Raw genomic sequence first — 9,217 nt, forward strand, 5'->3', positions numbered from 1 at the left:
GGTCAGTTGCAGTTCGCCGTCCAGTTCACCGGTCAGCACACAATGGGGAATATGCTGGTTACGGGCCAGCACCGTGTTATCCGGCGTGCTGAAATCGTAAATCACGCCGTCGGCATCGGTAAAATTGATTTTATCCTCAGCCAGTACTAGCTGACGTGACCAGTCATCCGCCCATTTCGGCCCCAGCAGGCCGTTGTACTTGGCCGTGGAGCGATAGGTGCGGGTCAGGGTGATCGGCAACAGCCCGGGGATAGCGATCACCGGCCAGACTTGCAGGAAGTCACCGGTGGCCATATCGACGGGTTCACCGTTCGTTGAGCAGGTGCCATTGCAACTGCCGTCTTTGTCGGCAGACTTGTTATCAACGGGATCTTCTTTAGCATTTTGGGGTTTTTCAGTGCCAGTCTCTGCGGTTTCTTTCGGTTTGTGTTCAACTTTGCCTCCTGAGATAACTTTGGTGGCCTTAGCCTCCTCAGTGAGCACTTTGCTTTCAACCTTGGTCACCGCAGTACTGACTTTGTTTGCAGTAGACGCTAATTCCGTCACACCCTGTTTGATAATGTTGGTTTTCCCGGAAGGCAAACCCATTGCCTCGATAATCTGAGCTTCTAATATCCCCGATTTTTGTGCCCGGTTGCTGGGCGTGGTTTTCCAGTCATTCAGATTAAATGCTCCGCTTTGCTTTTTCTGAATGTTTGCGACTTCACGTACCGTCTGCGCTTTTTCGCTTTCGCCATAGATTTCAAGCCACCGGGCGGTCTCCTCTGCATCTTTGGCGCTTTCAAAATAAGCCCCCTGAATATAGGATTCTACCGTCTCAACCGCGATGTTATAGGCACCTTTTAGCTGGCCTTTAGTCCGCTCAACCGGATGTTTCATCCCTTCAACATGATTAATCGCCGTCTCATGCGCCCAATCAACGGCGTCATCTTTAGCTTCTACCATGGCCTCCCACGCTTTTGCCCACCAACTTTTTTCTTCCGGTGTTTCTGCTACAGGAAGGGTATTGGCTTCTGCCGCTGACACTTGCGTCGGGGTGGCTTGCGCGATAATTTTCCCTATCGTATTGCCCTCGCCGGTCGGGCTGTCATCCCGGGCCTTTTGCGGTAACGGGGCATTCGGTTCGGGCGGGACAATAGGGGTATCGTGATCTTGCGGGCCAGCCGGTTCTTCTGCCTGAGCGGCCGTTTGGCGACCGGTTCCAACGCCGTTATTTTCTTCCATTGTTTCCTTCCTTAGGCTCCGTTCATCCAAAACTGATCCCTGTGGCGCAGCATCAGCTTATTGCCTGATTTGACCATTGAAATAAATAGGTCAGTTTATCTCTTTATTAGTAAAAATGACGGCGAATATTAAATAAGATTCAAGTGATAACAAAATAAAATTAGACAAAATGCGTATTACCAGTCAGCAAAGTCAGGGTTAAAAGTTAAAATTATTGCCGATTTAGAATTATATTCTATAAATTAATGTTATACTGGATTATTACTTCGGTTTAATTAATGTTCATATTTTTATGATATTGATTTTTAAATAAAATAAATCAATGAAGTCTAAGAATAGCATGATCATTTTTAATATGTGATATTAATCACATATTTACTATAAGAATTAATTAAGGGTGATGTTTCCATTATTGAGAGGGTTTTCGGTTATTTTATTCTGTAAATATGAATTAATTATTCATTCTTTGTCGCTGTCCGGGGAATTTATTTCATTTTGTCCAATAGCAAGGTAAATCCTCCAAACAATGACGTAATGGGTGTTTATTCAGAAAATAACCCCATCCTAAAAATAGAATGGGGTTATTTTTTACACTTGAATATCAGACCCTCAACGGATTAAATCTTGCAGCGTTTGCCAATACGGGCTTTGTGGCGCCAGTTGACGCTGTTCTTCAAGCATGTTCTCCAGTATTTCCAACGTCGTCAGGGGATTAGCCAGCACGACACGCAAAACAGTAGTGGGTTGTCTGGCCCATTGCATTGGCTTGATGCAGGTGCGCGAGACAAAGGATCCTCCGGCGGACCACTGCATGGTCTGGATACTCTGGTTAAGTGCATTAAGTGTGTCATGCAGTTTCTGTCTCACGACGGTCGACCCTGCGCGTAGTACCTGCAACGCTTTTGGTGGCACATATCGGTAGGTCAGTAGACAGAGTTGTGGTTCGCTGATTAATTCAAAATCTTCTTGCTGACGGATGAGATCCGCAAATTGGCGTGCTTTATCGATGCTTGCATCTATCAGGCGAGCCAGTCCCCGTCGGCCAAGTAAATGGAAGTTACTGTGTAACATCAGCGACATCGCGCTGCGTGAACCTTCCAAGGTATGGCGCCCTAAATCCTTCGATCCCTTGCGCACAATGTAATTGGCATGTTGGGCAATGGCATCGCTTAGGGTCGGCTGGCGGAACAGCACCATGCCGGCTCCCATTGGCACATACATTTGTTTGTGAGCATCGATGGCGACGGTATCGGCCCGCTCAATTCCCTTGAATAGATATCGATGGCGTTCTGAGAGTAAGCTGGCACCTCCCCATGCCGCATCGACGTGGAAATGACATTGCTCCTGTTCCGCGATATCTGCCAGAATGTTCAGCGGATCGACAGACCCGGTTTCTGTCGATCCGGCTATTCCGACAATCGCCATGGGTTTGATATTGCGTCGGCGCAGGTTCTGTAATTGGGCGCGCAGGGCATCAATGCAGATCCGTCCCTCCCTGTCAGTCTCGACTTTTACCAGTGCATCCTGTCCCAGGCCGAGGACATCGACGGTTTTTTTCAGCGAATAGTGTCCCAGTTCCGACACCAGAATCGCTAAACCATGATAACCATAGTGAAGTAACCCTCTGGCCAGCCCCTCGCGTGCGAGACCGGCAAAATCTCCGTTGGCTGGCATAAGCTGGTTTCGGCACGCCCACATCGCCGTTAAATTAGCCAGCGTTCCGCCAGAACAAAAGGTAGCCAGTGCGTGCTCGCCGCTGTGAAGCCATTGCTGATAAAAAACGTCATCACGGTGGTATACCAATTTGTGCATCATCCCCAGCACCTGACGTTCCAGTGCAGTTAAAACATGCGATGTTTCCAGTTTGACCAGATTCTGGTTCAGTGCGGTCAATATCTTGCCGAGGACGGGTAAATGTGTGGGAAGCGCGGAAGTCATGTGACCGACAAAGGCGGGTGATGATACCGGTACAATTTGATTGAGAACGTTTTCACTCAAATGTTGGGCATAGGTTCCGGTATCAACCGGAAACTCCGGAATCATCACTGAAGCAAACTTTTTCTCAAGTTCTGCCAGTTCACGTACTGGTTTGTTTAACGCATGGCGACAATAAGTGACAGGGTCACCCGCGATGTTCGTTTCCAGTTCGAGCAGTTTTTCTTCTCCGATTTGGGCAATAAACTGTTCAAGCAGTGCCTGCCATTCCGCTTCATCCATGCCGGAAGTGTGAAGAGCAATCTTATCTGCTTCGTCGTGATTCAGACCGTCAAGAAAATACTGCATAGTTTGCCTCTTTAGCATCACTAATAATATCGATCATGTTTTGCCCACCCATCCGGTTCAGCCCTTTTCGTGAGACTTTATTTTGTCAAATAACGACCCAGAATTTGGGTTATTCATATAATCCAGTTTCTGCCACAGTTTAGCTACCCAGTGTTCGATTTGTGGCGTGGACAACATGGTCATATGGTTACCGGGCACAAGTATAGCGTTTAGTCTGGCAACGTGAGTACTCCACTGGGCTTCGCGGGTTTTCCTTTCTTCCCGATCGCCTTTTTCTGCGCTGATCAGATGAACTGACCCCTCATAACGGGCACGAGGCATATAGCCGGTGTTCAGGTTCGCCTGCATAACGCGGATGACGCCTTGCAGCAGCGACATGGGCGTTTTGGCGGGGAAGAGCCCGGCGGTCACCAGAGCACGGTGCAGATACCGGATCTGTTCATCCGTGTCCAGATGATCAAAATCTTGTCTGGCGAGCGGAAGAGGCCGGTCTAATATCATATTATAGATATCGATTAACTCCATGATCGTCTTGATACGGTCAACGGGCTGGCGGATGTGGCCTTGCGGATTAGGCTCGTCGGTATCGATAAGAATAAGGTCGGATACCCGTTCCCCTTCTGCCTGTAGCTGTAAAGCCATCTCAAAAGCTATCCAGCCACCAAAAGAATGACCCAACAGGTGATAAGGGCCATGAGGTTGGGTTTGGCGGATGGCCTGAATATAGGCACGAGCGGCTCCTTCAACACTGGTATAGGGATAATGGTGTTCGACAGTGAAGCCCCGTGCCTGCAACGCGTATATCGGGAGTTGCTGTGGAAACGAGAGAGCCAGCTCAAGCAAACTGGAAGGGCTGGCACCCGCACCGGGCAGACAGAAGAGCGGAGAGGCCGATTGACTGCCCAGTTGAATGATAACCCGTGGGTCGAAGGAAGGTACGGCCTGCAAGTGTTCGGTGATTGAATCCGCTATCTGGTTTAAGAAAGGGGGATGCATGATGGAGAAATGTGTCCCACCTATAGCGTGCAGTGTCGAATTGTGGCTGACAATATCGTGCCAGCCGCGCCAGATATCCCCATTGGTTGACTCATCTGCGGTATAGAGATGGATGGATAAGGCGGATTTCGGGGCAATAGGGTCTTGATCAATAGGATTTTGACCAATAGCGTTTTGACCAATAGGTTTTTGATCAATAGATTTTTGATCAATAGGTTTTTGACTCATATAACTTTGACCAAGCTGTGTCGTCATCTCTGCGGTATATAAACGGAGGAGGATATCTTCTCGTGTGATGCTGGCCGGCAACCATTGGTGTGCAATGCAGTGATCAATCACCTGCTCCAGACTGCCCAGTTTACTAAGCTCTGCCAACATCTGTTCGTCTTTAACGCTCTCTTGAGCACGCAGTGAATCAATGACTAATTCAATTTTTCTTGCTTCCTTGTCGATAGATGGGTCGATGACCATTGATGGGTCATTATGGTTTTCGCCGGAATGATGATAGGAATCAATCAGTCCGAGGAACTCGACCTCCTCACCGCAGCGTGTGAGTTGTTGAGCGATTTCATAGGCAATCAAACCGCCGATTGACCATCCGGCCAGACGATAAGGGCCTTGTGGCTGGATGCGGCGAATGGCCTGAATATGGCAGGCCGCCAGTGCTTCAATCGATGCCGGCGGATGCGCCAGTGTGTGGATGCCAAGCGCCTGCAGCGCATACACGGGAAGTTCAGGTGGCAGTAAAGCCGCCAGTGGTGAATAAACCAGGGGATCACCGGAAGTCTCATGTACCAGGAACAACGGCGGCAGAGAGCCAGCCGGACTGAGGGGGACCGGGTTGGCATCAAACGGGGATGCTGGCAAAGTAAGGCGCTCACTGACCGCCAAAGCCAGATCGGACAACGTTGGATGGGCAAATAGGGCCGTCAGGGGGACGTCCATGTCCTGTTCACGCATACGATTCAACAACTGTACCGCCAGCAGTGAGTGACCGCCGAGTTCAAAGAAATGATCATGGCGGCCGATGCGTTCCAATCCCAGCACATCCTGCCAGATCTGCGCCAGAATCGTTTCTGTCTCGCCGGTTGGGGCGGCATAGCCACGTACCACGATAGCGGATGGGGCCGGGGCGGGAAGTGCCTGCCGGTCAAGTTTACCGTTAGGGGTCAACGGGAAAGCCTCCAGCGTCACAAAGGCACCGGGGATCATGTAATCAGCGAGGTTCTGGGTGAGTTGTTGACGCAGTTCGGCGGGAACCAATTCAACATTGGGTTGGGGAAGTAAATAAGCGACCAAACGTTTCTGTCCCGCCGTTTTTTCATAACCCGCCTCTTCACGGGCCAGCACGACGGCTTCGCGCACGCCGTGACACTGCATTAACCGAGCCTCGATTTCGCCCGGCTCAATCCGGAAGCCGCGCAGCTTGATCTGAAAATCATTGCGGCCAAGGTATTCGATATGGCCGTCGGGCAGCCAACGGCCAAGGTCGCCGGTTTTGTACATGCGCGCATCCGGGTCTGAGGTAAACGGATCGGCCAAGAAACGTTCGGCGGTCAGTTCAGGGTGATTGAGGTAACCACGGGCAACCCCTGCGCCAGCGATATGGATTTCACCGGTCACACCAAGGGGAACGGGTTGGCCAGACGGGTCAAGAAGATAGACTTGGGTATTGGCAATGGGGCGGCCGATAGGGATCGAGCGGGCAACATTGACGGGTGATGTGATCGCATAGGTGGTGGCAAACGTCGTGGTTTCCGTTGGGCCATATCCGTTAATCAGGTGTGCGGGTTGAGATCCCGCCAGTTGTACACGCTGTATCTTACTGGGATCGAGAACATCGCCACCGATAAGTAAATAGCGTAATTGTCCCAACAGGGGCTTGAGAGTATCAAGATATTCGTTGAACAAGCCCACCGTCAGCCAGAGGGCGGTAATTTTTCCCCTGACAAGTGAATCACAGAAACGTACCGGATCGAGCAGCACCGATTGGGGAACCAGATGCAGACGTGCGCCATTGAGCAGGGCGGACCATATTTCCCACGTCGATGCATCAAAAGCGATATTGGCGCAATGGGCTACGCAGTCGTCAGAACCGATATTGGCATACGTATTATTGATCACCAGCCGATTGACACTGCGGTGTTCGACCATAACGCCCTTGGGTTGTCCCGTTGACCCCGACGTGTAGATCACATAAGCCAGATGGCGTGAGGTCAGGCCCCGTTCTTGCGCTTCCGGATTGTGGATGGGCTGTGATGTCAGGGACGGTTCTTGGACATCAAGCAACACCGCAGGCACCGGGCTGGACAGCTTGTTGACCAGCGCTTGTTGGGTCAGCAAAACGATGGGCGCCGCATCTTCGAGCAGATAGGCCAGCCGTTCGGTCGGATAGACCGGATCGAGCGGCACATAGGCACCTCCGGCCTTAAGGATGCCGAGTAAACCGACCACGGCTTCGAGACTGCGCTCAAGGCAAATGGCTACGCGATCGTCCGGGCGAATTCCCAGCGAAATGAGATGGTGAGCCAGCCGGTTGGCGCGACGGTTGAGTTCGCCATAGCTCAGGGTTTGCCCCTCAAAAACCACCGCAATGGCGTCAGGGCGATGGGCGGCCTGAGTTTCAAATAGTTGATGGATCAGGGCATCCTGCGGAAAATCGGTCTGTGTGGCGTTGAAGTTCACCAGCAGTTGTTGCCGTTCCGATTCGGGCAACATGGGCAGCGTGGCAATGGGCTGCGTCTCATCCGCCGCCATTGCCAACAGGATATTGGTTAAATAGCCAACCATGCGCTCAACCGTTGGGGAATCGAACAGATCCGTGGCATAGGCCAGAGCACCGGACAAACCGGCTTCGGTTTCGGCCAGTGATAATGTCAGGTCAAAATGAGCGCTATGGTGCGTCTGCTCAAACGGTGTGAATTGTAGCCCCGGTAACGTCAACTCCTGTGCCGGGGTATTATTTAAAACCAGCATTACCTGAAAAATCGGACTGTAGCTGAGGCTGCGCTCAGGCTGCAACGCCTCCACTACCTGTTCAAAGGGCAGATCCTGATGGGCATAGGCAGCCAGCGCCTGTTCCCGCACCTGCGCCAACAGATCTGCCACCCTGAGTTCATCATTGCAGCGGACGCGCAAGGCCAGGGTATTGACAAAGAAACCGATCAGGCCCTCCAGTTCACGGTGCGGACGGTTGGCGACCGGTGTCCCGATCACCAGATCATCCTGACCACTGAGCCGGGCGAGTACGATGCTCCAGCCCGCCAGCAGAGTCATAAATAACGTGGTGTTGTGGCGCCTGCCAAGCGCCTTAAGGGCGGTCAGTACGGCGGCATCAAGGTGGAAAGGCACCTGACTGCCGACGTAACTTTGTACTGCCGGACGCGGCCGATCGGTGGGGAGTGACAATAACGCCGGTGCGCCTTCAAGCCGGGCGTGCCAGAAGTGACGTTGTCGCGTTAGGGCATCTTCCTGCAGCCTGTGATGCTGCCAGACCGCATAGTCTGCATACTGAATAGACAGCGATGGCAAAGATTCATCATGACCGTTCAGGGCCGTGCGGTAGAAAGTGCGGTAGAAAGTACCCAACTCGCGCACCAGCACACTCATCGACCAGCCGTCAGTGATGATGTGATGCAGGGTTAGCAGTAACACATGCTCCTCATTTGCCAGTTGCAGCAGTTGACCCCGGATCAGCGGGCCTTGGGCAAAATCGAAAAGGGTTTTGGCCTCAAGCTCAACCCGCTCGGCAACCCGGCTGGCGCGCAGGGTGGGATCAAGCTGACGCAGGTCATGGCAGGACAGGGCAAAGCCGGTGTCAGCGGGGTCGATGTGCTGGCAGGGTTGGCCGGCGACCAGCACAAAACGGGTACGCAGGCTTTCATGGCGGGCCACCAGACGATCCAATGCAATCGCCAGAGCATGATGATCGAGCGCACCGGTCAGGCGCAGTGCCGCAGGAATATGGTAGGCGAGACTGGCGGCCGGGTCGAGCTGGGCCAAAAACCACAGGCGCTGCTGGGCAAAGGACAGCGGCAGGGGCTGAGTGCGGTCAGCCGGCGGAATGGCTTTCTGGGTGAGGGTGGGAACTTCAGCCAACGCCTGAGCCAGCAGCATCAGCACCGGCCGGGCAAACAGTTGCTGTAACGGCAGCTCTCGTGCCAATGTCTGGCGAATGCGTGCCATAAGCTGAACCGCCAGCAGGGAATGCCCGCCGAGTTCAAAGAAGTGGTCATGGCGACCCACCTGCTCCAGTCCCAGCAGATCCTGCCAGATTTGCGCCAGCACGGTTTCGATTTCGCCGACCGGCGCGGCATAACCGCGCGTGACCACCGCCGATAAATCCGGGGCAGGCAGGGCCTGCCGGTCAAGTTTACCATTGGGCGTTAATGGGAAAGTATCGAGTATCACAAAAGCACTGGGCAGCATATAGTCGGCAAGGTGTTGTGCCAGTTGCTGACGCAGTTCCGCCGGCACCAGTTCAACGCCCTCCAATGGCCGCAGATAGGCAACCAGCCGTATCTGATCCGGTTCGTCTTCACGGGCGATGACCACCGCTTCGCGCACGCCGGGGCACTGCATCAACCGGGACTCGATTTCACCCGGCTCAATGCGGAAGCCGCGCAGCTTGACCTGAAAATCATTGCGGCCAAGGTATTCAATATTGCCGTCGGGCAGCCAGCGGCCGAGGTCGCCGGTTTTGTACATCCGCGCA

Annotated in this window: 3 protein-coding genes; all 3 read right to left on the reverse strand. The window is 52.8% G+C overall.

Features of this window, described 5'->3' with window-relative positions; genetic code table 11:
- The coding region (locus Xbed_RS17390) for a DUF6531 domain-containing protein (protein ID WP_244182539.1) at positions 1 to 1,224 on the reverse strand (1,224 nt) is incomplete at its 3' end.
- Positions 1,225 to 1,833: 609 nt separating this feature from the next.
- On the reverse strand, positions 1,834 to 3,507 hold the full coding sequence (gene panP / locus Xbed_RS17395) for a pyridoxal-dependent aspartate 1-decarboxylase PanP (RefSeq protein WP_086114107.1): 1,674 nt from the start codon (positions 3,505 to 3,507) through the stop codon (positions 1,834 to 1,836).
- A 57-nt stretch (positions 3,508 to 3,564) separates the two neighbouring features.
- Positions 3,565 to 9,217, reverse strand: a 5,653-nt coding sequence (locus Xbed_RS17400) for a non-ribosomal peptide synthetase (protein ID WP_139837523.1), incomplete at its 5' end; no start/stop codon positions are given.

The organism is Xenorhabdus beddingii (assembly GCF_002127545.1).
GTDB classification, from domain to species: domain Bacteria; phylum Pseudomonadota; class Gammaproteobacteria; order Enterobacterales; family Enterobacteriaceae; genus Xenorhabdus; species Xenorhabdus beddingii.

Coding starts and splice junctions, on each gene's coding strand:
- panP (WP_086114107.1), bottom strand. CDS start 3,507: ATGCAGTATTTTCTTGACGGTCTGAATCACGACGAAGCAGATAAGATT.